We start from the raw sequence: 25,844 nt of genomic DNA, 5'->3' as shown, positions 1-25,844 counted from the left end.
GGGGGTGATGTCCGCATGGACGAGCAGGGTGAGCAGAACGGACAGGCGAACGGGTCCACGGACGGGGCGGCGGACGAGTCGCTGCTCGCCGCGATCCGGGCGTGGGACGTGGACCGGGCCGGGGACCTGGTCGAGGGCGGCGCCGATCCCGACCGTCCGTTGCCGGACGGGACGACCCCGCTGACGCTCGCCGTCGCGTCGGGCTCGCCCGGGCTGGTGGGCGCCGTGCTCGGGAAGGAACCGCGTCTGCGTCTGCCGGCCGTGGAACGTGACCGCTTGCTGGCCCTGGCCCGGCGTTGGTACGACACAGGGGCCGAAGCCGAGTTGCGGCGGCTCACCGGGGCGTCGGGCGACGCCGAGGTGGTACGCATCGTGGACGACCCGTTCGCGGACTGGCAAGAGCCGGACATCGAGCGGTTCACCCTCGGCGGCCGGACCGTCCGGGCCGGGCACGGGGCGGTCCTCACCAAGCTCGAATGGGCGTTCCGCGTTCTCACTCCGCCCGAGGAGCTGGTCGGCCGGGCCGCCCGCACCGACGTGTGGCACGTGGACTTCTGGGAGTCCCACCTGGTCCTCGAGGCGCGCGGCAGCGACCGGACCTGGCAGGCCGTCCTCGCGCACCGGAACCATCCCGACCGCGGCCACCGCCTGTTCGTGGCGGAGCACCTGCGCGGGCTGGGGGTCGCCATGACGCAGGACGGTACCCGGCAGCGGGAGGCGGACCGCGTCCTCGTCGCCTGGACCGCGCAGGAGTCCGATCCCGAGGTGCTGGCCGGCGTGCTGGCCGCGTTGGCCACGGCCGACGACGGCTCGGGGGCCGTCGTCCTTCCCCATACCGGGCATGCCGACGCACGGGTGCGCCGTGCGGCCGCCGACTGCCTGCTGATGTGGCCGTCCGCGTCCTCGCCGGCCGCCCTCACCGCCCTCACCGTCCTGGCGGGGGACGACGACCCGGGGGTGCGGGAGGCGGTGGCGACGGCCGCCGGTCGCTGTCGGCGTCCCGAGACCCGGCGGATCCTGTTGGAGCTGCTCGACGACACGGTCCACACCGTCCGCCTCGCCGCCGCGAGCGCGCTCAACCGGACGCGCGATCCGCATCCCTCGGTGGCCCGAGCGTTGTGGGGGCTCCTCGACGAGGACGACCAGGAGCTGCGTCTGGAGGGCGCGTACGGGCTGTCGTTGCTGGACGATCCCCGCACCCCTGAGGCCGAGGCCCGTCTCGGCCCGCTGCGTCCCGAATTCGTCGAGGACGTGCGCACCTCCGGCCTGTGGGCGTGGGAGTGGCGCCGGAAGGGCGCCGCAAGCACGGGACAGAGGTCCTGACCTGCGGACCCGGACGCGCACAGCCCGAAAGGCCCGGCGCCGCGCCCTCGCTCGAGGGGCGGCGCCGGGCCTCGGCGCGTCAAGGACGTCGGGGACGTCGGGGACGTCGGGACGTCAGGTCAGATGAGACCCTGCGCGAGCATCGCGTCGGCGACCAGCTCGAAGCCGGCGATGTTGGCGCCGACCACGTAGTTGCCGGGGCTGCCGTAGCGCTCGGCGGTGGTGTGGCAGGAGTCGTGGATGTGGCGCATGATCTCCGCCAGGCGCTCCTCCGTGTGGGCGAAGCTCCACGAGTCGCGGGAGGCGTTCTGCTGCATCTCCAGGGCGCTGGTGGCCACGCCGCCGGCGTTGGCCGCCTTGCCCGGGCCGAAGGCCACACCGGCCTCCTGGAAGACGCGGACGGCCTCCGGGGTGGTGGGCATGTTGGCGCCCTCGGCGACCGCCTCGACGCCGTTGCGCACCAGGGCGACGGCGTCGGCCTCGTGCAGCTCGTTCTGCGTGGCGCAGGGCAGGGCGACGTCCACCGGGACGCTCCACAGGCCGGCGCCGGGGACGTAGGTGGCGCTGTCGCCGCGGGCCTCGGCGTACTCGGAGACGCGGCCCCGGCGGACCTCCTTGATCTCCTTGAGGAGCTCGAGGTCGATGCCCTTCTCGTCGACGACGTAGCCGCCGGAGTCGGAGCAGGTCACCACCGTGGCGCCGAGCTGGTGGGCCTTCTCGATCGCGTAGATGGCGACGTTGCCGGAGCCGGAGACCGCGACGCGCCGGCCGTCGAGCGAGCCCCCGCGGCTGCGCAGCATCTCCTGGGTGAACAGGACGCAGCCGTAGCCGGTGGCCTCGGTGCGCGCCTGGGCGCCGCCCCAGCCGAGGCCCTTGCCGGTGAGGACGCCGGACTCGTAGCGGTTGGTGATGCGCTTGTACTGACCGAACAGGTAGCCGATCTCCCGGCCGCCGACGCCGATGTCACCGGCGGGGACGTCGGTGTACTCGCCGAGGTGGCGGTGGAGCTCGGTCATGAACGACTGGCAGAACCGCATGATCTCGGCGTCCGAACGGCCCTTGGGGTCGAAGTCGGAGCCGCCCTTGCCGCCGCCGATGGGCATGCCGGTGAGCGCGTTCTTGAAGATCTGCTCGAAGCCGAGGAACTTCACGATGCCCAGGTTCACCGACGGGTGGAACCGCAGGCCGCCCTTGTACGGGCCGAGGGTGCTGCTGAACTCGACACGGAAGCCACGGTTGACGTGGATGTTTCCGGCGTCGTCCGACCACGGCACGCGGAAGATGAGCTGCCGCTCGGGCTCGGCCATGCGCTCGACGATGCGGGCCTCGACCAGCTCGGGCCGCCGCTCCAGCACGGGGCCGAGGGAATCCAGTACCTCACGCACCGCCTGGTGGAACTCGGTCTCACCCTGGTTGCGACGGAGAATCTCCGCGTACAGCGACTCGATGACGCGCATGTGCAGCCCGTGACCTCTCGTGGTCGGAATGATCTCTGCGCCCCGTCCCGGGGGCGGTCAAGAGGGTTCCCCTCGCCGTTGAGGACGCCGCCGAGGGCCACCCAACAGCTGGGGATGCCCGTGCGCGCGACGCGCAGAACCGTTCGTGCACCTCCATTGTCCCAGTGGTCCCACCGATTCCACCGGCCGTATCCATATGGCGGACACCACCCACCGCTCAGCGGTCACCCTGAGTGGCCCACCTCACACATACCGTCGTCCTGCCGGACCCGCCATCGGAGCGACGGTGCGCCGGGGCCGTCACCCGGTGGCCGCCCCCTGCTCCACCAGCGCGAGGCACAGCAGGGCGAGGGACGCCGTGCACAGGAGGGTCCGGACGTGGTTGGCGCGGACCCACGGCCGCTCGAAACGGCTCCGCGCCGCCGCGAGATCGGCCGCTCCGGCCCGCGCGCCCGCCTGCTCGAGCTCGTTGTTGAGCGGGATGTTGACGCGCGCGGTCAGCAGGACCGCGGCCAGGTACAAGGCGGTCGCCGCCACCACCGGGACGAGGCCGCCGCCCGCGTCCCGGTCCACGGCGAGCAGGACCAGGGCCGCCACGTCGCACACGAGCGCTCCCCCGTAGCCGAGGAGGAACCAGCCGTTCAGGATGGCGACGTTGATGTTCCGCATCGTCTCCACCACGGTCCGGTCGTCCGTCCTGGCCAGCCCCGGCATCACCGCGATCGAGAAGGCGTGGAACAGACCGGCCATCAGACCGGTGGTCACCGTCGCGGCGACCAGGACCACCGAGCGAGCCGTCTCCATCTCCATGGCGTGTTCCCCCTGATGTCGTCGGCCGCCGCACGGCCGTGCCCGCGCGGCGGTGGGACAGGCCGCAGCCTACGGCCGGATCACACCCGCGCGCGCCCAGGTCGCCACCCTGCGGGCGGTCACCGCGGCGCATCCCGGCGACCCGCGCCCGGCGGCCTTCGCGGCTGAACTACGGGCCGGGAGCGGGGAGTTCGCCCGCCGGTGGGACGACCATCGGCTGGCCGTCCCGCGCACCGCGGTCAAGCGGTTCCCGCATCCGGTGGTGCGGCTGCTGGAGCTGGACTGCGAGGTGCCGCTGACGCCTGACCGGCGACGCTCCCTGATCGTCCACACCGCGCGTCCGGGCGGTGGGCCCCCGGAACTGGCTGCGGCTGCTCCAGGTCTTCGGCCTCCAGGACATGACCGCCGGCCCTCTCCATCCCTGAGTCGCCTCCCGGTCCCGGAGCCTGCGGGGCCGTCAGCCGGTCTCGGCCAGGGTGTGTGCGACGAGGGCGTTGGCGTGGCCGTGCCCGAGTCCGTGCTCGCTCTTGAGCCAGGCGACGAGCTCCATGTGCCGGGTCAGCGGCGAGGCGCGAATCAGGTCCTTCCATTCCGCGATCGGACGGCCGTACTTCTTCTCGATGGAGGGGAAGTAGCTCGCGGGGCCCTTCACGGGTGCGGTCATGCGGTCTCTCCTGCGGGGTGCCGTACGGGGGTCGCCGAAGCGCTGTCACCTCGTACGACCGCCCGCACCGCGCGAACTCATCGGTTCTCGCTCACGTTCTCGTTCAGGAGACGCGCCCCTGCCCGTGGGAGGCGGCCGGGACGCCTGCCGTGCCGGGGGCGCCGTCGTGCGGCAGGTCCCAGGTGACCCGCTTGCCGCGCGGGCCGCGGACCAGGCCGGCGGTCTGGTGGCGGAACGCGGCCAGCGCGTTCACCAGCCGGTAGGCGACGGGGTAGAGCGGGGTCAGCAGATAGGCGGTGGGAAGACTGGGCTCGGAGCGACGGTCGATGACCGCGGCGACGGTGATCTGCAGGGCGCACATGACGGCGATCCCGATGCCCCAGCCGAGCATCCACCGCACCTCCGAGTCGGTGTGCAGCACCAGCCAGGAGACCAGGCCGTGGAGCGTCGTGCCGACCAGCGTCAGCACCCAGACATAGGAGAGGACCGACTCGAAGAGGATCGGCCACATCGGCAGGTGCCGGGGGTGCAGGACGCTCGGGCCGTGGGTGCGCAGCACCTCTCCCTGCCCGCGCGCCCAACGCCTGCGCTGCGCCCAGACGGAGCGCAGGGTGTGCGGCACCTCCATGCCGATCACGGCTTCGGGCTCGTACCCGGTGAGGTAACCGGCCTTCAGGAGCCGCCAGGTGAGTTCGATGTCCTCGGTGGCCATGGCCGGGCAGTACCCGCCGACCGAGAGGACGGCGTGGCGGCGGAAGAGTCCGAGGACCCCGGCGACGGTCCCGACGCGGCCGGCGAGGGCGTGGGTGCGCCGCATCAACCGGATCAGCGCGGCCGCCTCGAGCACCTGCATGGCGGGGATCAGGCCCGCCTGGTTGGTGACGTGCGGGCTGCCGGCCACCGCCGCGTACCGCGGCGAGCGCAGCATGCGCGCGACCAGGTACTTGACGGCCTGGGGATGCAGGTGGGTGTCCGCGTCGCAGCACAGGACGAGGTCATGGCGGGCCCGGTGGAACCCGCCGTTGAGCCTGTCGGCCTTGCCGCGGTTGACGCCGTCGTCCACGACGGTGACCCTCGGGTCGCCCTCGGCGGCGGCGCGGGCCGCGGCGACCGTGCCGTCGCGGGATCCGTCGTTGAGGATCAGGATCTCCAGATCCGGATAGTCGAGGACTCTCAGTGCGGCCACGCAATCCGCGACGACCGCCTCCTCGTTGTAGGCGGGGACCAGGACGGTGACTCCGGGCCAGCCGCCCTCCGGCCGGACCAGTGAGGAACGCTGGTCCAGCAGGCGGAAGAGGATGCCGCCGACCATCCACACCGCGCCGGTCGCGACGGGGTAGAGGACGACGAACTGGAACAGGAGGCTGCCGGGGTCCATGTCAGGTGCCTCCCCTGGCCCGTTCGCGGACCAGCAGGCCGAGCACCAGTCCGGCGCCGCCGACGAGGAACCCGCCCGCGGCCACCGGCAGGAGCGCCAGCATGACCACTCCGTCCCCGAGGAAGTACAGACCACCCAGGACGGCGAGCGTCCACAGCAGGGCGGCCGCCAGCACACGTCTGCCCACCCCGACCCGCGGCACCGGCACCGGCACCGGCACCGGCACCGAGGGGCTGAAGCGCACCTCGTAGCGTTCGCGTACGACCGCGGGCCGCTGCTTCCGGATCGGGACCACCGTGTCCTCCATGGCATGTGGGCTTCGTCGCCCGCGGCCTCCAGGCCGCCGGTGCGCCGACGTGACGGCGCCGTGAACCATGACAGAAATGTCCGATTTGTCGCACAGTGAGCTCCGCCACGTCGCCGCGGTGAGCCATGTCACGTCGCCCGTCGCGGGGCCGCGCGCGGCGCGGAGGGCGGCGGGGGCGGTCGCATCGGGGCGATCGCACCCCCATAAGATCGGCTACGGCCTAGGCTGGTCCCGCCCCCCAGCAGGCGCCCCGCGCGAGGTGCGCGGGACGCGGGCCGAGCCGGTGACCGGCCCGGCCGTGCCCACACCCCGGATCCGGCCCCAGGCCGTCACGAAAGCAGACCTGTGTTCCAGGAAACGCCCATCTACAACCGCCTCGTCGCCGAGCGCGGCGACATCCCCGTCCAGGTGCGGGGGGAGGCCGAACGCATACACCGCAGCCTCACGCCGCTGCTCGGCCCTCCGCCCCAGGTCCACCCCGGCCGTCCGCCGCACGGCGGGGGCCCCGGGCACGGCGTGCGGCCCCCGGCCGCGCCGCCCTTCCCCGAGCTTCCCTGAACCTCCGGTCCACCGCGGCCCCTTCGGCCCTCCGTCCCGGGAGGGCCCGCATCGCCCGGTCGAGCATGATCGGCGAACAACGGGCGGCGCGGGTCCGGCCGTTCTACGGTGACGGCATGGACCTGAGCATCAACACCGCCTCGCTCCCGCACGACGACCCGGAAGCCTCCCTGGCCTTCTACCGCGACCTCCTCGGCTTCGAGGTGCGCGGAGACGTCGGGGAGGGCACCATGCGCTGGATCACCGTCGGTCCCCCCGGACAGCCGGAGACCTCCGTCCTGCTGGCTCCCCCCGGCGCGGATCCGGGCGTCACGGACGCCGAACGGCGCACCATCGCCGAGATGATGGCCAAGGGCACTTCGGCTGGATCCTGCTGGCCACCCGTCAGCTCGACGCCGTCTTCGACAAGGTCAGGGCGGGCGGCGGGGAGGTCGTGCAGGAGCCGACGGAGCAGCCCTACGGGGTGCGGGACTGCGCCTTCCGCGACCCCGCGGGCAACCTGATCCGGGTGAAGGAGATCCGCTGAGCGGACCGGTCAGTTCTCGAGAAGCCACCGCACGCTCCGCGCGCCTAGCGTGAGGGACACAGGCGGCACGGTGGACCCGGAACACCCGGTGGTCCCGGCGAGGCGGCGCGAGAGGGGAACGCGATGAAGACCACACGAGCGGCGGGCACGGTGGACGAGGCGCAGGAAGGTTTCACGGCGGAGGAGATCGCCGCGATGAAGGACCGCGCCAAGGAGGTCCGGAAGGTCTCGCGCCGCGGCGCCAAGGCCGACCCCGAGCCCGAGGTCCTCGCGAAGATCGCGGAGATGGACGAGGCCGACCGGCTCCTCGCCACCCGCGTCCACGAGATCGTCCGCGAGGCCGCCCCGGAGCTCGCTCCCCGGCTCTGGTACGGCATGCCCGCCTACTCCAAGGGCGGCAAGGTGCTCTGCTTCTTCAAGGCCGCGGGGAAGTTCAACACCCGCTACGCCGAGTTCGGGTTCAGCGACGTGGCCGCCCTGGACGACGGCGCGTTCTGGCCGACCGCCTACGCCTTGACGCAGCTCACGGACGAACTCGAGGCGCGGCTCGCCGAACTCGTCCGCAGGGCCGCGGACTGACGGCGGCGCGGACCGACGGCGGCCCCGCGGACCGACGGCCGCGCCGCCGGCTGTCGGCCGCGCCGCCGGCTGTCGGCCGCGCCGCCGGCTGTCGGCCGCGTCGCGGGAGGGCCGGGCCGGCCGGGGGTGACCCCGGGGCCCGGCCCTCCCGCGTGTCCGGGGCTCCCCCCGGGGAAACCCACCGCCGGATGCGCCTCTCGCCCGGCACCCCGCGATCGCGCGCCGCTTCTTGCTGTTAGCGCTCTCGCGGTCGCCTGTGCCCTCTCCCGCCCCCCTGGCTCCCGAGGTGCGCCCTTGTGTCCTTCCGTGTCAGGGTCTTGGGTGGGAAGCCAGCGGCGTCGACTCTCTCAGGAGGGAGAACCCCGGCATGTCCGAGGCGACAGGGACGGCGGCGGCGCGGTCCGGAGAAGTGTTGTCCGAGGCCGGCGCCGAGGCGCTGGTCCACGGCATCTGCTTCAAGACCGGTCCGCCGCGACTGCTCGGCGTGGAACTGGAATGGCTGGTCCACGACCTGGAGGACCCACGTACCACCGTCAGCGCCGAGCGGCTGGAGGCGGCGCACGCGGCGCTGCCCGGGCTGCCGGTGCGCTCGCTCCTGACCGCGGAGCCGGGCGGCCAGATCGAGCTGAGCTCCCGGCCCGCGGCCTCGCTGACCGAGTGCGTGGAGACCATGCGCGCCGATCTCGCGACGGTGCGGTCCATGCTTGCCGCTCAGGGCCTGACCCTGGCGGGCATGGGGCTGGATCCCTGGCAGGCGCCCCGGCGCTTCCTGCGCGAGCCCCGGTACGACGCGATGGAGCGCAGCCTGGACCGCGCGGGTCCGGCCGGCCGGAGCATGATGTGCACCTCGGCCTCGGTCCAGGTCAACCTGGACGCGGGGTACGAGGAGCCGGGCCCGCTGGGGCACGTGCGGCGCTGGCGGATGTCGCACCTGCTGGGCGCGGTGCTGCTGGCGGCCTTCGCCCACTCCCCCGTGGCCGAGCGGCGCGCCACCGGCTGGCGCTCCACCCGGCAGCTGCGGTGGGCGGAGATCGGCGCGGCACGCGCCGGTGCTCCCCCGCTGGACGCTGAGCCCCGGGCGGCCTGGACGCGGCACGCGCTGGACGCGGAGCTGATGTGCCGCCGCCGGACCGTCGGCCCGTGGGAGGTACCCGACGGGACGACCTTCCGCGACTGGCTGCGCCGGGGCGCGGCGAGCGGGCAGGGGCCGCGTCGGGAGGACCTCGAGTACCACCTGACCACGCTGTTCCCGCCGGTGCGGCCCCGCGGCTTCCTGGAGCTGCGGATGCTCGACGCCCAGCCGGGCGACGACGGCTGGATCGTGCCGCTCGCGGTGGCGGCGGCGCTCTTCGACGACCTGGCCGCCACCGAGACCGCCTTCCGGGCCGTGAAGCCGCTCGCCGAGCGGTGCGGTCAGCTGCCCGCGCCGCACAACCCGCTGTGGACCGGTGCGGCCCGGCACGCCCTGGCCGACCCGGAGCTGCGGGAGGCCGCCGCCGTCTGCTTCGCGGCGGCGCTGGAGGCGCTGCCCCGGCTGGGGGCGGGCGCCGCGGTGATCGACGCGGTCGGGGAGTTCACCGAGCGGTACGTCGCCCGCGGCCGGTGTCCGGCCGACGACCTGCTGGACGCCCTGCGGCAGGGGAAGGAGCTCTCCTGATGACCGACGGCACGACCGACGGCCCGACCGGCGACCCGGCCGACGCCACGCCCCGTGGCGCCGGCTCCCCCGAGGCGGCCCGGGAACGCGCCGCGCGGGCCCTGGCCGCGGCCCGGGAACGCACCGCGCTGCTGACCTCCTGCGTGGAGGACCACGAACTGACCGCCCAGCACTCTCCGTTGATGTCGCCGCTGGTGTGGGACCTGGCGCACGTCAGCAACCAGGAGGAGCAGTGGCTGCTGCGTGCGGTGGGCGGGCGTGAGGCGCTGCGGCCGGAGATCGACGGCCTGTACGACGCCTTCGAGCACCCCCGCGCGGAGCGTCCGGCGCTGCCGCTGCTGTCGCCCGACGAGGCCAGGAGGTACGCCGCCGAGGTCCGCGGCCGGGTCCTGGACCTGCTGGAGGCGGCCTCCCTCGACGGGTCGTCGCCGCTCACCGACGCCGCGTTCGCCTACGGCATGGTCGCCCAGCACGAGCAGCAGCACGACGAGACGATGCTGATCACCCACCAGCTGCGGCGCGGCCCGGCGGTCCTGACCGCTCCCGACCCGGAACCCGCGCCGGCGCACCGGGGGCCCGCCGAGGTCCTGGTCCCCGGCGGCCCGTTCGTGAGGGGGACCTCCGACGAGCCGTGGGCGCTGGACAACGAGCGTCCCGCGCACGTGGTGGAGGTGGCTCCGTTCTTCCTGGACACCGCCCCGGTCACCAACGCGGCCTTCCTCGCCTTCATGGAGGACGGCGGCTACGACCGGCCCCGCTGGTGGCGGCCGGAGGGCTTCGCCCTGCTGCGCTCCCAGGGCGTGCGGGCGCCGTTGTTCTGGTGGCGGGAGGGCGGGCAGTGGCTGCGGCGGCGGTTCGGCCGGACGGAGGCGGTCCCGCCGGACGAGCCGGTGATGCACGTGAGCTGGTACGAGGCGGACGCCTACGCCCGGTGGGCGGGGCGGCGGCTGCCGACGGAGGCGGAGTGGGAGAAGGCGGCCCGGCACGACCCCGCGACCGGCCGCTCGCGGCGGTATCCCTGGGGCGACGAGGACCCGTCCTCGGAGCGCGCCAACCTCGGCCAGCGGCACCTGCGTCCGGCGCCCGCGGGCAGCTTCCCGGCGGGCCGGTCCCCGCTGGGTGTGGGGCAGTTGATCGGCGACGTGTGGGAGTGGACGGCGAGCGACTTCCTCCCCTACCCGGGTTTCTCCGCCTTCCCCTACCGGGAGTACTCCGAGGTGTTCTTCGGCTCCGAGTACAAGGTGCTGCGCGGAGGTTCCTTCGCCGTGGACCCGGTGGCCTGCCGGGGGACGTTCCGCAACTGGGACTACCCGGTGCGGCGGCAGATCTTCTCCGGTTTCCGCACCGCGCGCTCGGCGGTCGCCGAGCGTCCGGCGCCGGGGGGCGGCGTGCCGCCGGGCGGCCCGTTCGGCGAAGGCGCGCACTGATGTGCCGGCACCTCGCCTACCTGGGGCCGCCGGTGCCGTTGGGGCGGGTACTGGTCGCTCCCCCGCACAGTCTGTTCCGGCAGTCCTGGGAGCCGCGCAGGCAGCGCCACGGGACGGTCAACGCCGACGGGTTCGGGGTGGGCTGGTACGCGCCGGGCGACCCGGTGCCGGGCCGCTACCGCAGGGCCGGGCCGGTGTGGGCGGACCTCTCGTTCGCCGACCTGGCGCGGGTGGTGTGCTCCGGCGCGGTGCTGGCGGCCGTACGGGACGCCACCGAGGCGGGCGCCGACGGGGAGGCGGCGGCCGCGCCGTTCGCCGCGGGGCGGTGGCTGTTCAGCCACAACGGGGCGGTGTCCGGCTGGCCGGGATCGATGGCCGCGCTCACCGCGGCGCTGCCGCCGGCCCGGCTGCTGGAACTGGAGGCGCGCACCGACTCGGCGTTCGTCTGGGCCCTGGTCCTGCGGCGTCTGCGGGCCGGGGAGGAGGCCGGGCGGGCGCTGGCCGGGGCGGTCGCGGAGGTCGCGGCCGCCGCGCCCGGCTCGCGGCTCAACCTGCTGCTCACCGGAGGCGACGCGATCGCCGCCACGGCGTGGGGGGACACCCTGTGGTACCTCGCCGAGCCGGACGGCCCCGTGGTGGTGGCGTCCGAGCCGTACGACGACGATCCCCGCTGGCGGGAGGTCCCGGACCGGACGCTGCTGGCGGCCACCCGTACCGATGTGCTGCTCACCCCGCTGGACGACGACCCCGGCGGCCCCGGGCCGCCGGCCGGCGCGGACGTCCGGAGCCCGCACCGTTGAAGGAGCAGAAGGAGCAAGCCGTGAGCCCGTTCCGTATCTCCCGCACACTGCCCGAGGACGCCGCCCGGGCGTCGCTGAGCGCCGACGTCCTCGCCGGGCTGGGCGGCCGCCCGCGGACGTTGCCGCCGCGCTGGTTCTACGACGCGCGCGGCAGCGAACTCTTCGACGAGATCACCCGGTTGCCGGAGTACTACCCGACGCGTGCCGAGCGGGAGATCCTCACCGACCGGTCGGCGGAGATCGCCCGGTTCGCCGGGGCCCGGACGCTGGTGGAGCTGGGTTCGGGGTCCTCGGAGAAGACCCGGCTGCTGCTGGACGCCATGCCGGATCTGGGGCTGTACGTGCCGGTGGACGTGAGCGAGAGCGCCCTGACGGGGGCGGGCGAGGAGCTCGCCGGGCGGCTGCCGGGGCTGGAGGTGCACGCCGTGGTGGCGGACTTCACCGGGCGGCTCGAGCTGCCCGAGGGCCCCGGCCCGCGGCTGGTGGCCTTCCTCGGCGGGACCGTGGGCAATCTGGAGCCGGCGGAGCGCTCCCGGTTCCTCGCCTCCGTGCGCGGGTCGCTGGCCCCCGGTGACGCGCTGCTGCTGGGGACCGACCTGGTGAAGGACGAGCGGGTGCTGGTGCGCGCGTACGACGACGCGGCGGGTGTGACCGCGGAGTTCAACCGGAACGTGCTGCGGGTGGTCAACCGCGAGCTGGGCGCGGACTTCCGGCCGGAGCTGTTCGACCACGTGGCGGTGTGGAACGCCGAGGCCGAATGGATCGAGATGCGGCTGCGGGCGCGGAAGGCGCAGACCGTGAAGATCCCGGGCGTGGATCTGGTCGTCGACCTCGCCGAGGGCGAGGAGATCCGGACGGAGATCTCCGCCAAGTTCCGCCCGGAGAAGGTGCGGGCGGAACTCGCGGCGGTGGGGATGGAGGTCGCCCACGGGTGGACGGACCGCGAGGACCGGTACGCGCTCTGGCTGGGCGTGGTGTCCTGACGGGCCCCGCGGGGCGTCGGCTCAGCCGTAGACCGGGTCCAGGACCTCGGTGATGTGCTGCGACGCCTTCTCGGCCTCACGGCGGGCGTCGCCGCCCTGGAGGACCGCCGTCATGTACCGCTTGATGGGGTTGTCGGCCTCCACCTCGGCCCACTCGGGGGTGGAGGGCGTGGCGCGGCCCTGCGCGGCGCCCTCGGCCATCGCCGCCACGCCCTCGTTGTCGGCGACTGCGTCGGCCAGCTTCTCCTTGTTGGGCACGTAGTTCATGGTCCGGGCCAGGTCGGTGGCCCACTTCTCGCCCACCAGCGCCCCGATGACGTCGATGGCCCGGCCGGCCTGGTCGGTGTTGCGCGGGACGATGAGGTCGGAACCGCCGGTGAAGACGGCGCCGGGCTTGTCCGCGCGCTTCCCCGGGACGGGGAAGTAGCCGATCTTGTCCTTCAGTTCGGGGTTCTCGGCGAGGACGGTCTGCACCACACCCGGCACCGCGATGATCTGGGCGGTCCTCCCCTCGGCGAACACCCCTGCCTGCGGCGGGTGTTCCTCGTCGGCGTTGGCGGGGCCCTCGCCCAGGGCGTGCAACTGCCGGTAGAACTCCATGCCCCGCAGGGCCTCCGCGGTGTGCAGGGCGCCCTGCCAGGAGCTGGTGCGCTCGACGGCGAGGTCGCCGCCCTCGTCCCAGATGAATCCGGCCAGCGTGTACCAGTCCTGACCGGCCAGGTAGATGCCCTGGTTCCCCGAGGTGTCCAGCCGCCGGGTGACGTCCAGCCATTCCTCGCGGGTGCGGGGCGGGGTGACGCCGGCCTCCTCGAAGAGGTCCTTGCGGTAGACCACCACCCGGTTGGCCGCGTACCAGGGGATGCCGTACTGCTGGTTGCGGTCGCGGCCCGGGTCCGCGAGGCCGGGCAGGCAGTCGTCGACGCCCCAGTCGCGCACCGCCTCCAGGGTCAGGTCGAAGAGCTGGCCCTCCACGTACTGGGGCACCTGGGTGTTGCCGACCTCGATGACGTCCGGCCCCTCGGGGTTCTCCTCGGGGTCCATCGCCGCCTGGACCTTGGGGCCGATGCCGGTCCACTCCTGGATGCGGATGTCCAGCCGGGTGTCCGGGTGGTCCGCCTCGAAATCGGCGGTGAAGCGACGCAGGAAGTCCGCGGACGCGGTGCCCTTCATCAGCCAGACGGTGACCGTCTCACGGCCCTCCCCGCCGGGCAGCAGCCCGCAGGCGGCGGTGGTCGTCAGGGCGGCGCAGACGGCCAGGAGTGCGAGCGGACGACGTCTCACGGTGGGTCCTGTTCTGTGGAGGGTGCAGCAGGAAGACCCGTGGGGGGACGAGCACGGTCGGCTCGCGGGGGCGCCTCTTTGGTATGGACCAATATCTTGGTATGGACCAATACCGTCGTCAAGGCTTGACGGACGGCTTCGGGCCCACGACCGCCGGGCACGCCTCGCGGTCCGCCCCGGCATGGGGCACGGTGGAACGAGTCGGGCGTCCTCGTCCCCGCGACGCCCTGGAGAAGGAGTCGCCGCCATGTCGGACAACGTCTACCGGGTCACCGAGATCGTCGGGAGCTCCCACGAGGGGGTCGACCACGCGATCCGCAACGCCGTCTCACGCGCCTCGCGCACCGTGCGGAACCTGGACTGGTTCGAGGTCACCCAGGTGCGCGGGCACATCGAGGACGGCGAGATCGCGCACTACCAGGTGGGACTGAAGGTGGGTTTCCGGATCGAGGAACCGGAGTGACGGGCGGCTCCCCGCGGTCCGTCAGGTCCGGCCCTCGCGTTCCTGCGCCTCGCGCAGACCCTCCGACGCCCCGGCCGCCCAGCGTGCCCTGACGACCCGGAAGCCCGCGCGCCGCGCGTCGTCGCAGACCAGTTCGTCGTCGTCGACCAGCATGCGGATCTCCCGGCCTCGGGCCAGGTCCCGCAGGATCTCCAGCTTGGTGCGCCGGGCCGGGCGACGGTCGTGGTTGCGCCGCATCCACATCCGGCCTTCGGGCAGTCCCTGGGCGGCGAGCCAGGCCAGGGTGTCGCGGCGGCACCGCTCGGGGCGGCCGGTCAGGTAGACCACCTCGCACTCCTCGGCGGCCTCCAGGGCCAGGGCGACGCCCTCGGCCAGCGGCGGGTCCTGGGGGGCGGCGTCGAAGAAGGCGTCCCAGTTCTTGGGCCGGGTCTCCAGGAAGTGCTGACGGTGCGCGGTGTCCGCGAGCGTGTTGTCGAGGTCGAACACGGCGAGGGGGCGTCGGGTCTCCGTCACGCCTCCCAGCCTAGGGTGCGCCACCGCTGTCACGCCCTCGCGGGCGCGCACCCGCCGGGCGCGTCCGGCTGATCTCCGGGGCGGGGAGGAATCACCGCGGTCCCGCGCGGGCACCATGGACCGGACCGGGACGACCACCTCCCGGCCCTCGAGCACACCGGGAGGCGGCGGACACCGATGGCGGACCACGAGGACGGCACACCGACGGACACGGAGGCCCTGGCGGCGATCGGCAGGGCGCTCGACTCCCTGGTCGCTCCCGCCTACATGGCCGCGGCGTCGGGGACCATCCTGGCGGTCAGCCCGGCCCTGGCCGAGCTCGTGGGCATGGACGCCTCCGCGATGGTCGGGCAGGACGGCCACGACCTGCTCCACCGCAACGAGCACGGCGAGACCGTGGCCCGGGCACGCTGCGGAATCCGCGAGGCCGGGCTGACCCGGCGGACCGCGCAGGGCGACCGCATGTGGGTCGGGTGCGCCGACGGCTCGGTGGTGAAGGTGGCTTGGCTCGCCACCGGGTGCCAGGTGGGGACGCTCGATCCGGTGGCGCTGGTGATCTTCACCCCGGGCGCCGGCGAGGACGCCGTCACCGGTGCGGACGGCGGGGCGGAGGCGACGGACGCCCCTGGGCCGGCCGGACCGGACGGCGCGACGCTCTCGGAACTGGAGCGGCTCGCCCTGCTGGCCGAGACCACGACACGGCTGACCAGCACCCTCGACGTGGAGGAGGCCCTGCGCAGGCTGACGCAGCTCATGGTGCCCCGGCTCGCCGACTGGGCCGTCGTCGACCTGATCGAGCGGGACTCGGAGGTGACCCGGTTCGCCGTGGCCCATCAGGAGGACGGTGTGGTGGTCCGCAGGCACGACCTGGAAGGGCCGATGCCGCCGATCCCTCCGGAGTCCGTGATGCCTCTCTCCCGGGCCCTGCGCGGGGCGGCCTCCGCGATCGCGGGCCGGGAGACCTACCAGGGGCCATCCGACGCGGAGATCGCCGTGGCGCAGCGCCGCCTGTTCGACGCCACCGGCATGCACTCCGCCGTCATCGCGCCGATCCGAGGCCTGCGGCAGGTGCTCGGCGCGCTCACGCTGGGGCGCAGCGAGCAGCCGGAGCCGTACACGCCGGCCCACCTGCCGCTGCTGGAGGACATCACCCGCCGTGCCGGTCTGGCGCTGGACAACGCGCGCCTGTACGAGCGGCAGCTCACCGTGGGCAGGACGATGCAGCGGCATCTGCTGCCCCAGCTTCCGCGGGTGCCGGGCCTGGGCCTGGCCGCACGCTACCGGCCCGCACCGGAGGACCTCGAGGTCGGCGGCGACTGGTACGACGCGTTCGTGCTGCGCGACGGAGCCCTGATACTGGCCGTCGGGGACGTGGTGGGCCACGACCTGGAGGCCGCCGCCGGCATGGCGCAGCTGCGCAACATGCTCCGCGCCTACAGCTGGTCCGAGCAGAAACCGGCGAGCAAGATCGTCGAATGGCTGGACCAGGCGTGCACGCACATCGCGGAGGTCTCCATGGCCACGCTGATCTGCGGGCGGCTGACCTGCTCGGCGGAGGGCCGCTACGAGCTGTCCTGGACCAACGCCGGTCATCCGCCGCCCCTGCTGGTGACCCGGGACGGCGAGGCGCGCTACCTCCTCGACGGACACGCCCCGTTGCTCGGCCTGGGCATCTCTCCCGAGCGGCCCGACGGGGTCGCACCGCTGCCGCCGGGGTCCACCCTCGTGCTGTACACGGACGGGCTGGTCGAGTCGCCGCGCGATGCCATCGACGACGGCCTCGAGCGTCTGCGCCGGAACGCCGCCTCGCTGGTCCACCGGGACCTGGACGACTTCACCGACGAACTCCTCGAGAGCTCACGCCCGCCGCACAACGAGGACGACGTGGCGATGCTCGCGGTGCGCGTCCCGGCCGAGTCCTCGGCGTGGCCGCCCCGCTGGCGGCCGTCCGCCCGGTGACCGCGGCGCGACGGGACGGCGCCCGTGCGGTGGAGGGTTCGGCGGGGCCGGTATGAGCACCACGCCGGCCCCGCCCGTCCGCACCTCGTCGGCGAACGGTCCTTGTGCGGCTGACGCCGCGTCGTGCGGCTGACGCCGCCTCCTGCGCGGCTAGCGCCGCGCTCCCTTGGCGGTGGCGCGGAGCCACTCGCGGTTCATGTCGGTGATGGACGACAGCGGGATGCCCTTGGGGCAGACCGTCGCGCACTCCCCCGCCAGGGTGCAGCCGCCGAAGCCCTCGGCGTCCATCGTCTCCACCATGTCCAGCACCCGGGTCTCCCGTTCGGGGGCGCCCTGCGGGAGGACGTTCAGGTGGTTGACCTTGGCGGAGGTGAACAGCATCGCGGCGCCGTTGGGGCAGGCCGCCACGCACGCCCCGCAGCCGATGCACTCGGCGTGCTCGAAGGCGTAGTCGGCGTCCGGCTTGGGCACCGGCGTCGCGTGCGCCTCGGGTGCGGCGCCGGTCGGCGCGGTGATGTAGCCGCCGGCCTGGACGATGCGGTCGAACGCGGACCGGTCCACCACCAGGTCCTTGATCACCGGGAAGGCGGCGGCCCGCCAGGGTTCGACGTCGATGACGTCGCCGTCCCGGAAGGAGCGCATGTGGAGCTGGCAGGTGGTGGTCCGCTCCGGTCCATGGGCGTTGCCGTCGATGACCAGGGAGCAGGCGCCGCAGATGCCCTCGCGGCAGTCGTGGTCGAAGGCGACGGGGTCCTCGCCCTCCAGGATGAGCTTCTCGTTGAGGGTGTCGAGCATCTCGAGGAACGACATGTCGGGGGAGATGCCGTCCACCTCGTACGTGGACATGGCGCCGTCGTCGGCGGCGTCGCGCTGGCGCCAGACGCGCAGGGTGAGCTTCATGCGTAGCTCCGCTGGGTGGGGTGGACGTACTCGAAGACCAGGTCTTCCTTGTGCAGCACGGGCGCGGTGCCGGTGCCGGTGAACTCCCAGGCGGCCGCGTAGGAGAACTGGTCGTCCTTGCGGGCGGCCTCGCCGTCGGGGGTCTGCGACTCCTCGCGGAAGTGGCCGCCGCAGGACTCGGTGCGGTGCAGGGCGTCCAGGCACATCAGCTCGGCGAGTTCGAGGTAGTCGACGATGCGGTTCGCCTTCTCCAACGACTGGTTGAACTCCTCGCCGGTGCCGGGCACCTTGATGCGCCGCCAGAACTCCTCGCGGATCTGCGGGATCCGCTCGAGCGCCTTGAGCAGGCCGCCCTCGTCGCGCGCCATGCCGCAGAACTCCCACATCAGCTCGCCCAGTTCGCGGTGGAAGGAGTCGGGGGTGCGGTCGCCGTCGACGGACAGCAGCCGCTCGAGGCGCTCGCGGGTGGCGTCCACCGCCTCGCGGGCGGCCGGGTGCGCGGCGGTGACGTCCTCGGCGTGCGGGTGGCGGGCGAGGTAGTCGTTGATGGTGGCCGGCAGCACGAAGTAGCCGTCGGCCAGGCCCTGCATCAGGGCGGAGGCGCCGAGCCGGTTGGCCCCGTGGTCGGAGAAGTTGGCCTCGCCGACGGCGAACAGCCCGGGGACGGTGGTCTGCAGGTCGTAGTCGACCCACAGTCCGCCCATCGTGTAGTGCACGGCGGGGTAGATCCGCATCGGCACCTCGTAGGGGTTCTCCGCGGTGATCCGCTCGTACATCTCGAAGAGGTTGCCGTACTTCTCCTCGACCTTCCTGCGTCCCATGCGCCCGACGGCGTCGGCGAAGTCGAGGTAGACGCCCTGTCCTCCGGGGCCCACCCCCCTGCCCTCGTCGCATACGTTCTTGGCGGCCCGGGAGGCGATGTCGCGGGGCACCAGGTTGCCGAAGGAGGGGTAGAGGCGCTCCAGGTAGTAGTCGCGCTCCTCCTCGGGGATCTCGTTCGGCGCCCGGCCGTCACCGGGTGCCTTGGGCACCCAGATGCGGCCGTCGTTGCGCAGCGACTCGCTCATCAGGGTGAGCTTGGACTGGTGGTCGCCGGTGCGCGGGATGCAGGTGGGGTGGATCTGGGTGAAGCAGGGGTTGGCGAACAGGGCGCCGCGCCGGTGCGCCCGCCAGACGGCGGTCGCGTTCGAGTTCATGGCGTTGGTCGACAGGTAGAAGACGTTGCCGTAGCCGCCGGTGGCCAGGACGACGGCGTCGGCGAAGTAGGTGTCGATCCGCCCGGTGACCAGGTCGCGGGCGACGATGCCGCGGGCGCGGCCGTCGACGACGATCAGGTCGAGCATCTCGGTGCGCGGGTGCAGTTCGACGTTGCCGGCCGCGATCTGCCGGGACAGGGCCTGGTAGGCCCCGAGCAGGAGCTGCTGGCCGGTCTGGCCGCGGGCGTAGAAGGTGCGGGAGACCTGGACGCCGCCGAAGGAGCGGTTGTCGAGCAGGCCGCCGTACTCGCGGGCGAAGGGCACGCCCTGGGCCACGCACTGGTCGATGATCTCCACGGAGATCTGGGCGAGCCGGTGGACGTTGGACTCGCGGGCGCGGAAGTCCCCGCCCTTGACCGTGTCGTAGAAGAGCCGGTGGATCGAGTCGCCGTCGTTGCGGTAGTTCTTCGCCGCGTTGATGCCGCCCTGCGCGGCGACCGAGTGGGCCCGGCGCGGGGAGTCCTGGAAGCAGAACTGGACGACCTTGTAGCCCTGTTCGGCGAGGGTGGCGCCGGCCGAACCGCCGGCCAGGCCGGTCCCGACGACGATCACGGTGTGCTTGCGGCGGTTGGCCGGGTTGACCAGCTTCGCCTCGAAGCGGCGCCGGTCCCAGCGCTCGTGGACGGGACCGGAGGGCGCCTTCGTGTCGGCGACGGGCTCGCCGGTCGTGTAGCGAATGTAGGACATGTCAGCTCACCACTCCGGTCATGACGCCCACCGGGACGGCGACGAAACCGGCCGTGAGCAGCAGCGCGAGAAGATTGGCGACGCCCTTCAGGGCGCGGTCGCGTGTGCGGCCGCCCGCGCCGAGCGTCTGTGCGGCGGCCCAGAAGCCGTGCCGGATGTGCAGCCCGAGCGCCAGCATGGCGACGATGTAGATCACGTTGCCGTACCAGGTGGAGAAGGTGTCCACCACGTTCTGGTACGGGTGCCCCTCCTGGAAGCCGCCCGCGTGGACGTGGCCGGTGGTCAGGTCCAGGATGTGCCACACGATGAACAGGCCGAGGATCACGCCGCCCCACCGCATGGTGCGGGTGGCGTAGCTCGCCCGGCGCCTGGCGTGGACGTACTTGGCCGGGCGCGCCCTGATGTCGCGGCGGCTGAGCTGGTAGGCCGCCGTGGCGTGGGCCACGACCGCCGCCACCAGCACGACCCGGATGATCCACAGCGTCCACGTGTAGTGCATGAACGGCTCGCCGACGGTGCGGATCCAGTGGCCGTAGGCGTTGAACTCGCCCGGGCCGAAGAAGACCTTGAGGTTGCCGATCATGTGGGCGACCAGGTACAGCAGCATGATCAGGCCGCTGACGGCCATCACGGCCTTCTTGCCGACGGTCGAGTCCCACACCGCGCGTGTTCTGGACGGCCGTCGGCCCGTCCGCGTTGCCAGAGCCATGGAGCGAAGGTACGACCGCCTGGGCCGATCGGTCCAAGACATGGTGCGCCTCGTTTTGATAGGTACAGCCTATTGCTGCCTATCATCGCGGCATGCACCTGCAGCAACTGCGGTATTTCGTGGCGGTGGCCGAGACCCGGCACTTCACCCGTGCGGCGGAACTGGTCCACGTCGCGCAGCCCTCGCTCTCCCAGCAGATCAAGGCGCTGGAGCGGGAGTTGGGGGCGGACCTGTTCCTGCGGGCGCGCGGGAACATCACCCTGACGGACGCCGGGGAGACGCTGCTGCCGCTGGCCCGGCGGATCCTCGCGGACACCGAGACCGCCCGCCAGGAGGTCCAGGAGGTGGCGCAGCTGCGGCGCGGGCGGGTGAGGCTGGGCGCGACGCCGAGTCTGTGCACCGGCCTGCTCCCGGACGTGCTGCGGGCCTTCCACGACCGTTACCCGGGCATCCAGCTGCTGATCGAGGAGGGCGGGTCGCACGACCTGGTGCGGGAGCTGGCGCGCGGTGCGCTGGACCTGGCCCTGGTGGTGCTGCCGCTGCGGACGCCCTCGCCCGCCCTGACCACCGTGGAGCTGCTGCGCGAGGAGCTGGTGGTGGTGTCCTCCCCGGAGTCCCCGCCGCCGGGGCACGGGCGCGGGCCGGCGCGGCGGGTGCGGATCGCCGACCTGGAGGGGGAACGGCTGGTCATGTTCCGCCACGGCTACGACCTGCGGGAACTGACGGTGGAGGCGTGCCGGGCGGAGGGGTTCGAGCCGGACTTCGCCGTCGAGGGCGGTGAGATGGACGCGGTGCTCGGCTTCGTGCGGGCGGGCCTGGGGGTCGCCGTGGTCCCGCGGATGGTGGCGGCGCGGGCCGGGCTGCGGGTGACGCCGCTGGCGGCGCCGGTCCCGTCGCGGACCATCGCGCTGGCCCACCGCAGCGACGTGGCGCCGCCGCGGGCCGCCCGTGAGCTGCAGCGGCTGCTCCTGGGACGGTGACGGCGGCCCGGGCTCCCGGTCCCGCACTTCCCGTCACGGCTCCCCGTCCCGCGCCGGGGCGCGCGACGGCCCCGCAGCCGCGGGAGCTGCGGGGCCATGGGGCCCGCCGGCGGCCGGGGCACGGCCGGAACGGGCCCGGACGGGGGGTACGGGTCAGACCGAGATCGGGTGGGAGGGGCGGCCGGCCTCCGTGTCGATCTCCCGGTGGGCCTTGTCGAGCAGTTGCAGGGCGATGTCGTTCAGCGCCCTGGCCCCGGCGACCTCCTCACCCACTCTCGGCTGGTTGGCGTCGGAGTCGTGCCGGCTGGCGTGCCCGTGGCCGCGGATCTCGCTGCCGTCGGGCAGCCGCACCATCGCGGCGGCCCGGGTGCGGGTGTCGTCCTCCTTGAACTCCATCTCGACGTGCCATCCCACTGCGGTGTGCAGCATGGTGCCTCACCTCCTGAAGGTCCTCCTTCCAGGGTGCGCCCGATGCGCCCGTGACGCAGCAGGTGCGCGGCCCGCGTCGGCGGGCGCGGCCCTGCGTCAGCAGGCGTCGGCGAGAGCGAGCTGGTGGAGGCGCTCCGGCGGGCCGGGACGCGCGTAGTACCAGCCCTGCGCGGTGTCGCAGCCCAGTTTGCGCAGCCGCTCGGCCTGGGCCGCGGTCTCGACCCCCTCGACGGTGACCGAGAGCCCCAGTGTGCGGGCCAGCCGCACGACCCCTTCGACGATCTTGACGTCCACCGGGTCGGCCGGCGACGTGCGGATGCCACGGGTGAAGGAACGGTCCAGCTTCAGCTCGCTCACCGGCAGGCGCCGCAGTCCGGCCAGGTTGGAGTACCCGGTGCCGAAGTCGTCCAGGGCGATGTCCACGCCCATCTCGCACAGGGTGCGCAGCGGTCGCAGCACCTCGTCCTCCGCGCCCACCAGCGCCGATTCGGTGATCTCCAGGCAGAGCGCCTGCGGGGGCAGTCCGGCGTCCTCCAGGATCCGCGCGGTGTCGCGGACCAGGCCGGGGTCGGTGAGCTGGCACGGGGAGAGGTTGACGTTGACCCGCGTGGCGCCGTTCCACTCGCGGGCCTGCCGCACGGCCTGTTCCAGCACCCAGCGGCCCAGCGGCACGATCAGCCCGGTCCGTTCGGCGAGCGGGATGAAGTGGTCCGGTCCCACCACGCCCTGCTGCGGGTGCAGCCAGCGCACCAGCGCCTCGGCGCCGCCCACGCTGCCGTCCTCCAGGCGGACCAGCGGCTGGTACTCGATGAAGAACTCGCCGTTGTCCAGGGCGGCGGGGAGCGCGTTGGTGAGGCGGTGGCGGCTGATGGCGCGGGCGTCGGCCTCCGGGTCGGCGAACTCGAACCGGTTGCCGCCCGCCGACTTGGCGCGGTACATGGTGATGTCGGCGCTGCGCAGCACCTCGGCGGCGCCCCGCTCGCCGGCCGCGCCCTCCACGATGCCGACGGAGCCGCGCACGGTCAGTTCGCGCCCGTCGACGCGCACCGGCGTCGCCAGGGCGTTCATGATCCGCTCGGCCAGCTCGTCGACGCCCCGTTCGACGCCGAGGCCGGTGGTCAGGGCGACGAACTCGTCGCCGCCGAGCCGGGCCACCATCTCGCCGGGTCCGGTGGCGCATGCCTGAAGCCGGTCGGCGACCTCGACCAGGAGCCGGTCGCCGGTCTGGTGGCCGAGGCTGTCGTTGACCGTCTTGAAGCCGTCGAGGTCCAGGTAGCAGAGGCCGAAGCGCTTGCCGTGGCCGGCCGCCACGGCCTTCTCCAGCCGTTCGAAGAACAGGGTGCGGTTGGGCAGCCCGGTGAGCGCGTCGTGGGTGGCCTCGTAGCGCAGGCGCAGGTTGAGCAGCCGCCGCTCGGTGGTGTCCTCCATGAGGGCGAGCTGGTACTGCGGGCGGCCGTCGGCGTCGCGGAGCAGGGAGACCGTGAGGTTGGTCCACAGCACGGTGCCGTCGGGGCGGGTGAACGCCTTGTCCACGCGGTAGTGCTCGCGGGTCCCGCGGACCAGTTCGTCGTGCAGCCGCCAGACCTGGGCGCCGTCCTCGGGGTGCGTGAGCTCGGTGAGGCGACGGCCCAGCAGGGCCTCGGCGTTGCCGCCGAACATCCGCGTCATCGCGCCGTTGACCTGCAGGATCGTCGAGTCGGGTCCGGCGATCCAGATCCCGGTGGCGGCGCCCTCGAAGACGGCGCGGAACCGGGCCTCGCTCTCGTGCAGGGCCTGGGTGGCGCCCTCGTTGAGCTGGGCCTGGGCGCCGAGCGCGGCGCGGGCCACCGCCCGCTGGTCGGTCACCGTACGGTCGCGCAGCGCCCCGGCGAAGCCGGAGGCCAGAGCGGCCCCGATCCGTACGGCGCGGGGCCGCAGCACGGCGGGGTCGGTGTCCCGGTCCCCCAGGCAGCAGGCGGCGTGGGAGTCCAGGCACTCCAGGGTGCGGCCCACCGCCTCGGGCTCGGCGTGGCCGGCGCGTACCAGCGCGGCCCCGGCCTCCGCCCCCGCCGCCGTGTCGGTGATCCGGGCGCGCAGCGCGTCCCGCAGTCCGCGGGCGGCCGGCAGCAGCCGCTCCCCCAGTGCGCGCACCGCCTCGGGCGGCGCCCCCGGCAGGAGCGCCCGGCTCCACGCGGTGGCGAACCGGTCCGGGCCGTCCGTCGGCGAGTCCTGGGCCCCCGTCATGCCGTCCGGCCTCCACCCACGCTCCGCGACGCACGGGCAGGACAGTTCATCTGGCACTCCGGGGAGTAGACGGCCGACGGTCGAGGTGAGGCTACTGATCAATCGGCCAACCATGCGAGCAGAAACGGAAATTGACCATCCGATAGCGGTCGCTCCCTGTTGGCCGTCAATCGAATTGGACGGACATGTCGTTAACATCGCGCCCTCATTTCCACCCGTTCGCAGCAATCGATGACACATCCGGCGTAGTCCCGGAGTGCCGTGACGATGATCACTCCTGTGGAGAGACCTACACGACATCGCCTCGCCCTGGCCACACGGACGCTCGCGGTGACCTCGATCGTCTGGTTCACCGGGCCCGGGTGGCCGACGGCGGCCGTGGCGGACGCCTGCGCGTACGCCTCGAGCGGTCCGCACGGAGCGGCCGCGGGCGTCGTCACGGACGCGGGTGCCGTCGCGGTGGGGCCGGTGCCGCCGCCGGGCGGGTTCGCCACTCCTCCCGGCGGCCTGGTCGCCGTCGCCGGACCGGACGGGCTCACCGCGGCGGCCGGGGACGCGATCGCGCGGCTCGACGGCGCGGGCGCGTACGCCCAGGCGGGGCCGTGCCCCAGGCCCGCCCCGACGCCGACACCCACCCCGCCCCCTCCGCCGCCCCCGGCTCCGCAGCCCACGCCCGAGCCGCCACCGCCTCCTCCGCCGCCGGCCGCGCCGCCCTCGGTCGCCCCTCCGGTCGCCGCGGCCCCGCCGCCGGCCCCCGTCCCCACGCCTCCTCCCCCGCCGCCGCGCCCCGCGCCGCCCGCGCCGCCCGCGCCGCCCGCGCCGCCCGCGCCGAAGCCTGAGCCGAAACCGGAGCCGAAGCCGACGGTCGACCGGCCGAAGGCGCCGCCGGTGAAGCCCGTGGTCTATCCGGTCCGCAAGGCCGCGACGCCCTCGCTGCCGCCGCGCCCCCGCCGCTCCCTCGTCCGGCTCGCCCTGCTGATCACCGCCCCCGCGGTGATCGCCGTGGCGGCGCTCCGCCCCCGGTGACACCGGCGACCCGCCCTGTTCCCGACCCGTCCCCGCTCCTCAGGAGGATTTCTTGCCGGAATGGCTCGTACTCGCCCTCGCGATGGCCGCCGCGTGCGCCGTGGTCGTCGTGGTCGCCTTCATCCGGGAGCGCACGGCGCGGGAGGACGACGACCCGGACGACACCCCCGACGTGATCGAGTACATGACGATGATGATCGGCGTGGTCTACGCGATCGTCCTCGGTCTCGCGATCGCCGGCGTCTGGGAGGCCCGCAGCGCCGCGCAGGACAACGTGCGGGCCGAGGCGATGGCCCTGCACGAGATCTCCGAACGGGTGCGGCCGTATCCCGCGGAGGTCCGTGACCACATCAGGCAGGACGTACGTGCCTACGTCGGCCACGTGGTGAACACCGAGTGGGGGACGATGGCCGACGAGGGCCGGCTCACCGGCCGGGGCACGGCGCTCCTCGAGCGCCTCCGGCACGACCTGACCGACTACCGGCCGGCGTCGGACTACGAGGCACAGGCCTACCAGCCCCTGCTCGACCAGCTGACCGTGGCGGACCAGGCCCGCGGGGCCCGGGAGGACGCCACGCAGGCGACGATGCCCGGGGTGGTGTGGTTCGGGCTGATCATCGGCGCGATGGTGACCATCGGCATGGTCTTCGCCCTCCAGATCCGGCGTACCGCACGGGAGTTGGTGCTGGCGGGTCTGTTCTCCGCGCTGATCGCCTTCCTGCTGTTCCTGGTCTGGGACTTCGACGCCCCGTTCAGCCGGGGCATGGACGTGGACGCCACCCCGTTCACGGCGTTGTTCCCCGGCGTGGCGACGTAGGCCGTCGCGGGCCCGCGGCCCGCCACACCTTCCGGGGGGCCGGACGACCCGTCCGGCGCAGTGCCGTCACCCGTTCGCCCGAGCGGGATCGCGGGCCGGCCGCCGTGTTCCTAGCGTGCTGCCCAGGCAGGG

Annotated in this window: 24 protein-coding genes and 2 pseudogenes; 14 read left to right on the top strand and 12 right to left on the bottom strand. The window is 73.6% G+C overall.

What is annotated here, in order from left to right; all coding sequences use genetic code 11:
* Nucleotides 1–15 precede the first annotated feature (15 nt).
* Nucleotides 16–1,323 carry a HEAT repeat domain-containing protein gene (locus tag ABT026_RS16785; RefSeq protein ID WP_351115208.1) on the top strand — a complete coding sequence of 436 codons (1,308 nt, stop codon included), beginning with the start codon at nucleotides 16–18 and terminating at the stop codon, nucleotides 1,321–1,323.
* 119 nt (nucleotides 1,324–1,442) lie between these two features.
* On the opposite strand, the gene gdhA is transcribed toward ABT026_RS16785, so the two are convergent.
* Together gdhA and ABT026_RS16775 are read right to left on the bottom strand one after the other, a co-directional pair.
* The gene (gene gdhA / locus ABT026_RS16780) at nucleotides 1,443–2,780 is read right to left on the bottom strand and encodes an NADP-specific glutamate dehydrogenase (RefSeq protein ID WP_351115207.1); all 1,338 of its coding nucleotides are present in this window, start codon (nucleotides 2,778–2,780) and stop codon (nucleotides 1,443–1,445) included.
* 300 nt (nucleotides 2,781–3,080) lie between these two features.
* Complete coding sequence (locus ABT026_RS16775) at nucleotides 3,081–3,590, bottom strand: anthrone oxygenase family protein (protein WP_351115206.1); 510 nt, start codon at nucleotides 3,588–3,590, stop codon at nucleotides 3,081–3,083.
* 52 nt (nucleotides 3,591–3,642) lie between these two features.
* Between ABT026_RS16775 and ABT026_RS16770 the strand changes: the two are divergent.
* A pseudogene (locus ABT026_RS16770) lies at nucleotides 3,643–3,876 on the top strand (MmyB family transcriptional regulator); the annotation flags it as partial.
* A 171-nt stretch (nucleotides 3,877–4,047) separates the two neighbouring features.
* Here the strand turns inward: ABT026_RS16770 and ABT026_RS16765 are convergent.
* The 3 genes from ABT026_RS16765 to ABT026_RS16755 all read right to left on the bottom strand — a co-directional run bounded on the left by ABT026_RS16765 (nucleotide 4,048) and on the right by ABT026_RS16755 (nucleotide 5,939).
* Complete coding sequence (locus ABT026_RS16765) at nucleotides 4,048–4,254, bottom strand: DUF4287 domain-containing protein (RefSeq protein ID WP_351115205.1); 207 nt, start codon at nucleotides 4,252–4,254, stop codon at nucleotides 4,048–4,050.
* Nucleotides 4,255–4,357: 103 nt separating this feature from the next.
* Nucleotides 4,358–5,632: a glycosyltransferase gene (locus tag ABT026_RS16760; protein ID WP_351115203.1), complete on the bottom strand. Its 1,275-nt coding sequence runs from the start codon at nucleotides 5,630–5,632 to the stop codon at nucleotides 4,358–4,360.
* Between the two features lies 1 nt (nucleotide 5,633).
* Nucleotides 5,634–5,939 carry a hypothetical protein gene (locus ABT026_RS16755; RefSeq protein WP_351115201.1) on the bottom strand — a complete coding sequence of 102 codons (306 nt, stop codon included), beginning with the start codon at nucleotides 5,937–5,939 and terminating at the stop codon, nucleotides 5,634–5,636.
* 345 nt (nucleotides 5,940–6,284) lie between these two features.
* Between ABT026_RS16755 and ABT026_RS16750 the strand changes: the two genes are divergently transcribed.
* The 7 genes and pseudogenes from ABT026_RS16750 (at nucleotide 6,285) to egtD (ending at nucleotide 12,469) form a co-directional block, all read left to right on the top strand.
* A complete protein-coding gene (locus ABT026_RS16750) occupies nucleotides 6,285–6,497 on the top strand; it encodes a hypothetical protein (protein ID WP_351115200.1) in 213 nt (70 codons plus the stop codon).
* Nucleotides 6,498–6,562: 65 nt separating this feature from the next.
* Nucleotides 6,563–7,023: pseudogene (locus ABT026_RS16745) on the top strand (VOC family protein).
* Between the two features lie 123 nt (nucleotides 7,024–7,146).
* Nucleotides 7,147–7,602, top strand: coding sequence for an iron chaperone (locus ABT026_RS16740; protein WP_351115199.1), 456 nt, complete (start codon nucleotides 7,147–7,149; stop codon nucleotides 7,600–7,602).
* 367 nt (nucleotides 7,603–7,969) lie between these two features.
* Nucleotides 7,970–9,259 (top strand): ergothioneine biosynthesis glutamate--cysteine ligase EgtA, encoded by a 1,290-nt coding sequence (gene egtA, locus ABT026_RS16735; RefSeq protein WP_351115198.1) that lies wholly within the window; start codon nucleotides 7,970–7,972, stop codon nucleotides 9,257–9,259.
* Entirely contained in the window at nucleotides 9,259–10,686 is a 1,428-nt protein-coding gene (gene egtB / locus ABT026_RS16730; protein ID WP_351115197.1) for an ergothioneine biosynthesis protein EgtB, read from the top strand. The genes egtA and egtB overlap by 1 nt, the downstream gene beginning before the upstream one ends.
* The gene (egtC, locus tag ABT026_RS16725) at nucleotides 10,686–11,486 is read left to right on the top strand and encodes an ergothioneine biosynthesis protein EgtC (RefSeq protein WP_351115195.1); all 801 of its coding nucleotides are present in this window, start codon (nucleotides 10,686–10,688) and stop codon (nucleotides 11,484–11,486) included. Before egtB ends, egtC begins: the two co-directional genes overlap by 1 nt.
* 20 nt (nucleotides 11,487–11,506) lie before the next feature.
* A complete protein-coding gene (egtD, locus tag ABT026_RS16720; RefSeq protein ID WP_351115193.1) occupies nucleotides 11,507–12,469 on the top strand; it encodes an L-histidine N(alpha)-methyltransferase in 963 nt (320 codons plus the stop codon).
* Nucleotides 12,470–12,490: 21 nt separating this feature from the next.
* On the opposite strand, the gene ABT026_RS16715 is transcribed toward egtD, so the two are convergent.
* Complete coding sequence (locus ABT026_RS16715) at nucleotides 12,491–13,750, bottom strand: extracellular solute-binding protein (RefSeq protein ID WP_351115192.1); 1,260 nt, start codon at nucleotides 13,748–13,750, stop codon at nucleotides 12,491–12,493.
* 247 nt (nucleotides 13,751–13,997) lie between these two features.
* Here ABT026_RS16715 and ABT026_RS16710 point away from each other — a divergent pair, with 247 nt between their 5' ends.
* Nucleotides 13,998–14,213 carry a dodecin gene (locus ABT026_RS16710; RefSeq protein WP_351115191.1) on the top strand — a complete coding sequence of 72 codons (216 nt, stop codon included), beginning with the start codon at nucleotides 13,998–14,000 and terminating at the stop codon, nucleotides 14,211–14,213.
* 21 nt (nucleotides 14,214–14,234) lie between these two features.
* On the opposite strand, the gene ABT026_RS16705 is transcribed toward ABT026_RS16710, so the two are convergent.
* Nucleotides 14,235–14,726 carry a phosphatase domain-containing protein gene (locus tag ABT026_RS16705; RefSeq protein ID WP_351115190.1) on the bottom strand — a complete coding sequence of 164 codons (492 nt, stop codon included), beginning with the start codon at nucleotides 14,724–14,726 and terminating at the stop codon, nucleotides 14,235–14,237.
* Between the two features lie 177 nt (nucleotides 14,727–14,903).
* Here ABT026_RS16705 and ABT026_RS16700 point away from each other — a divergent pair, with 177 nt between their 5' ends.
* Entirely contained in the window at nucleotides 14,904–16,685 is a 1,782-nt protein-coding gene (locus ABT026_RS16700) for a SpoIIE family protein phosphatase (RefSeq protein WP_351115189.1), read from the top strand.
* A 150-nt stretch (nucleotides 16,686–16,835) separates the two neighbouring features.
* Here the strand turns inward: ABT026_RS16700 and ABT026_RS16695 are convergent, their stop codons facing one another.
* Genes ABT026_RS16695 through ABT026_RS16685 form a run of 3 tightly spaced genes read right to left on the bottom strand, consistent with a single transcriptional unit; the run spans nucleotide 16,836 to nucleotide 20,237 of the window.
* Nucleotides 16,836–17,585 carry a succinate dehydrogenase/fumarate reductase iron-sulfur subunit gene (locus tag ABT026_RS16695; protein ID WP_351115187.1) on the bottom strand — a complete coding sequence of 250 codons (750 nt, stop codon included), beginning with the start codon at nucleotides 17,583–17,585 and terminating at the stop codon, nucleotides 16,836–16,838.
* Nucleotides 17,582–19,528 carry a fumarate reductase/succinate dehydrogenase flavoprotein subunit gene (locus tag ABT026_RS16690; RefSeq protein ID WP_351115186.1) on the bottom strand — a complete coding sequence of 649 codons (1,947 nt, stop codon included), beginning with the start codon at nucleotides 19,526–19,528 and terminating at the stop codon, nucleotides 17,582–17,584. The genes ABT026_RS16695 and ABT026_RS16690 overlap by 4 nt, the downstream gene beginning before the upstream one ends.
* A gap of 1 nt (nucleotide 19,529) precedes the next feature.
* Nucleotides 19,530–20,237: a succinate dehydrogenase gene (locus ABT026_RS16685; RefSeq protein ID WP_351115185.1), complete on the bottom strand. Its 708-nt coding sequence runs from the start codon at nucleotides 20,235–20,237 to the stop codon at nucleotides 19,530–19,532.
* Between the two features lie 92 nt (nucleotides 20,238–20,329).
* Between ABT026_RS16685 and ABT026_RS16680 the strand changes: the two genes are divergently transcribed.
* Nucleotides 20,330–21,217, top strand: coding sequence for a LysR family transcriptional regulator (locus ABT026_RS16680; RefSeq protein WP_351115184.1), 888 nt, complete (start codon nucleotides 20,330–20,332; stop codon nucleotides 21,215–21,217).
* 153 nt (nucleotides 21,218–21,370) lie between these two features.
* On the opposite strand, the gene ABT026_RS16675 is transcribed toward ABT026_RS16680, so the two are convergent.
* On the bottom strand, nucleotides 21,371–21,646 hold the full coding sequence (locus ABT026_RS16675; protein ID WP_351115183.1) for a DUF1876 domain-containing protein: 276 nt from the start codon (nucleotides 21,644–21,646) through the stop codon (nucleotides 21,371–21,373).
* Between the two features lie 96 nt (nucleotides 21,647–21,742).
* Entirely contained in the window at nucleotides 21,743–23,869 is a 2,127-nt protein-coding gene (locus tag ABT026_RS16670; protein ID WP_351115182.1) for a putative bifunctional diguanylate cyclase/phosphodiesterase, read from the bottom strand.
* 330 nt (nucleotides 23,870–24,199) lie between these two features.
* Here ABT026_RS16670 and ABT026_RS16665 point away from each other — a divergent pair, with 330 nt between their 5' ends.
* Both ABT026_RS16665 and ABT026_RS16660 read left to right on the top strand, forming a co-directional pair.
* Nucleotides 24,200–24,895, top strand: a complete 696-nt coding sequence (locus tag ABT026_RS16665; RefSeq protein WP_351115181.1) for a hypothetical protein — start codon at nucleotides 24,200–24,202, stop codon at nucleotides 24,893–24,895.
* A 52-nt stretch (nucleotides 24,896–24,947) separates the two neighbouring features.
* A complete protein-coding gene (locus ABT026_RS16660; protein ID WP_351115180.1) occupies nucleotides 24,948–25,712 on the top strand; it encodes a bestrophin-like domain in 765 nt (254 codons plus the stop codon).
* Nucleotides 25,713–25,844: the final 132 nt, after the last annotated feature.

It is taken from the genome of Streptomyces sp. NPDC002734, from assembly GCF_040295685.1.
Taxonomy (GTDB): Bacteria; Actinomycetota; Actinomycetes; order Streptomycetales; family Streptomycetaceae; genus Streptomyces.
Note: the sequence above shows the minus strand (reverse complement) of the source record. Positions and strands in the feature narration are given on the sequence as shown.

Bases quoted from the DNA above. Each gene is read 5' to 3' on its own strand.
- ABT026_RS16785 (WP_351115208.1), top strand. From the start codon at position 16: ATGGACGAGCAGGGTGAGCAGAACGGACAGGCGAACGGGTCCACGGAC.
- gdhA (WP_351115207.1), bottom strand. From the start codon at position 2,780: ATGCGCGTCATCGAGTCGCTGTACGCGGAGATTCTCCGTCGCAACCAG.
- ABT026_RS16775 (WP_351115206.1), bottom strand. From the start codon at position 3,590: ATGGAGATGGAGACGGCTCGCTCGGTGGTCCTGGTCGCCGCGACGGTG.
- ABT026_RS16765 (WP_351115205.1), bottom strand. From the start codon at position 4,254: ATGACCGCACCCGTGAAGGGCCCCGCGAGCTACTTCCCCTCCATCGAG.
- ABT026_RS16760 (WP_351115203.1), bottom strand. From the start codon at position 5,632: ATGGACCCCGGCAGCCTCCTGTTCCAGTTCGTCGTCCTCTACCCCGTC.
- ABT026_RS16755 (WP_351115201.1), bottom strand. From the start codon at position 5,939: ATGGAGGACACGGTGGTCCCGATCCGGAAGCAGCGGCCCGCGGTCGTA.
- ABT026_RS16740 (WP_351115199.1), top strand. From the start codon at position 7,147: ATGAAGACCACACGAGCGGCGGGCACGGTGGACGAGGCGCAGGAAGGT.
- egtA (WP_351115198.1), top strand. From the start codon at position 7,970: ATGTCCGAGGCGACAGGGACGGCGGCGGCGCGGTCCGGAGAAGTGTTG.
- egtB (WP_351115197.1), top strand. From the start codon at position 9,259: ATGACCGACGGCACGACCGACGGCCCGACCGGCGACCCGGCCGACGCC.
- egtC (WP_351115195.1), top strand. From the start codon at position 10,686: ATGTGCCGGCACCTCGCCTACCTGGGGCCGCCGGTGCCGTTGGGGCGG.
- ABT026_RS16710 (WP_351115191.1), top strand. From the start codon at position 13,998: ATGTCGGACAACGTCTACCGGGTCACCGAGATCGTCGGGAGCTCCCAC.
- ABT026_RS16700 (WP_351115189.1), top strand. From the start codon at position 14,904: ATGGCGGACCACGAGGACGGCACACCGACGGACACGGAGGCCCTGGCG.
- ABT026_RS16695 (WP_351115187.1), bottom strand. From the start codon at position 17,585: ATGAAGCTCACCCTGCGCGTCTGGCGCCAGCGCGACGCCGCCGACGAC.
- ABT026_RS16690 (WP_351115186.1), bottom strand. From the start codon at position 19,528: ATGTCCTACATTCGCTACACGACCGGCGAGCCCGTCGCCGACACGAAG.
- ABT026_RS16685 (WP_351115185.1), bottom strand. From the start codon at position 20,237: ATGGCTCTGGCAACGCGGACGGGCCGACGGCCGTCCAGAACACGCGCG.
- ABT026_RS16680 (WP_351115184.1), top strand. From the start codon at position 20,330: ATGCACCTGCAGCAACTGCGGTATTTCGTGGCGGTGGCCGAGACCCGG.
- ABT026_RS16675 (WP_351115183.1), bottom strand. From the start codon at position 21,646: ATGCTGCACACCGCAGTGGGATGGCACGTCGAGATGGAGTTCAAGGAG.
- ABT026_RS16670 (WP_351115182.1), bottom strand. From the start codon at position 23,869: ATGACGGGGGCCCAGGACTCGCCGACGGACGGCCCGGACCGGTTCGCC.